Below are 1,595 nucleotides of genomic sequence, written 5' to 3' on the forward strand. Positions count from 1 at the left end.
TGCTGTACCTGCGATTCGGTGTCCGCCTGTGCGCACTCGGCGTCCACCGAATCGAGGTACAGCAGGTCGGCCGGGGTCTGCGGGACCAGACCCACGCGCTGACGGGCCACTCGTGGCTTGAGCGATGCCGGGTCCGCGCCACCGACGTCGACCTTCCCCGCCGACCTCGGGCCACTGCCCTGCACCGCCCAGAGAAGCGACGACTTGCCGGAGCCGTTGCGTCCCATCAGCGCGACCACCTCTCCCGGTCCGACACGCAGGTCGACCCCGCGCACCGCCAGGACATCTCCGTATCGGACCACCACCCCTCTCACGTCCAGTGCCGAACCGGTCACCGAGAGACTACGACCCACCACCGACAATTTCTGGAGGCGAGCACGCAGCGGCCCCGCGACCCGGCGCGCGTCCCGGACCGACAGCGGCAGCGGGGACCAGCCCGCCAGCCGGCCCAGCTCGGCGATCGGGGGCGCGATCGGCGACGTCGCCAGGATCTCGGCCGGTGGCCCGGACCGGACCGAGCCGTCGCCCGGGAGGTACAGCAGCCGGTCCGCGTACTGGGCCACCCGCTCCATCCGGTGCTCCGCGACGATCACCGTCGTCCCGAGGTCGTGCACCAGGCGCGTGATCGCCGCGAGGACGTCCTCCGCCGCCGTCGGGTCCAGCGCCGACGTCGGCTCGTCGAGCACGACGACCGACGGGTGGGCCGTCAGGACCGAGCCGATCGCGACGCGCTGCTGCTGACCGCCCGACAGTGTCCGAAGTGGACGGTTGCGCAGCTCCGCGATGCCCAGCAGGTCCAGGGTTTCCTCGACGCGCTTGCGCATCACGTCCGGCGGCACCGCCAGCTGCTCCATCGCGTACGCGAGCTCCTCCTCCACCGTGTCCGTCACGAACCCGGAGAGCGGGTCCTGGCCGACGACGCCGACGACCGAGGCCAGCTCGCGCGGCGGGTGGTGAGCCGTGTCGAACCCACCGACGACGACCCGGCCGGACAGGCGGCCGCCGGTGAAGTGCGGGACGAGGCCGTTGAGCGCGCCGAGGAACGTCGACTTCCCCGCCCCTGTCGGGCCCGCGACCAGGCACAACTCGCCCTCTTCGAGCTGCAGCGACACGTCGGACAGCACCGGCCGCGAGGCGTCCGGGTAGGTCACCGTGACCCGGGAGAACTCGATCATCGGACGACCTCCGGAACAGGGGGTGCGACGAACGCCGGCAGCACCGCGACCAGCACCGACACCGCGTGCACCCAGGAAACCTCCGGCCAGCGCAGCGGGCTCAGCGAAGGGAACAACCGGCCCGCGTCGATCCGGGCGGTCGCGAACAGCAGCGCGCACGCCCCGACGCCGGACGCGACGACCAGCGTCTCCGGCCAGCGCCACGGGTCCGGCCGGTACGCCGTCCGCCGGACGCGCCGCCCGCCGAGGACGAAGCCCACGACCGCCAAGACCAGTCCGGCCGCCAGCAGCGGCACGCCGAGCCAGGACGACGTTCCGTCGAGCACGCCGTAGACGCCGACGCACACGCCGACCAGCCCGGCCAGCACGCAGGACGCGATCAGCACCCGCAGGCGCGTCCCGAGGTACGCCCGGCGGCCG

1 protein-coding gene and 1 pseudogene are annotated in these 1,595 nt (G+C 73.2%); both read right to left on the reverse strand.

The annotated features are described in order from the left end of the window. Positions 1-1,175, reverse strand: a 1,175-nt coding sequence (locus CCN39_RS46860; protein WP_143264447.1) for an ABC transporter ATP-binding protein, incomplete at its 3' end; no start/stop codon positions are given. After that, a pseudogene (locus CCN39_RS46865) lies at positions 1,172-1,595 on the reverse strand (energy-coupling factor transporter transmembrane protein EcfT); the annotation flags it as partial. The gene CCN39_RS46860 and the pseudogene CCN39_RS46865, both read right to left, overlap by 4 nt.

Source organism: Amycolatopsis kentuckyensis (assembly GCF_002155975.1).
Taxonomy (GTDB): domain Bacteria; phylum Actinomycetota; class Actinomycetes; order Mycobacteriales; family Pseudonocardiaceae; genus Amycolatopsis; species Amycolatopsis kentuckyensis.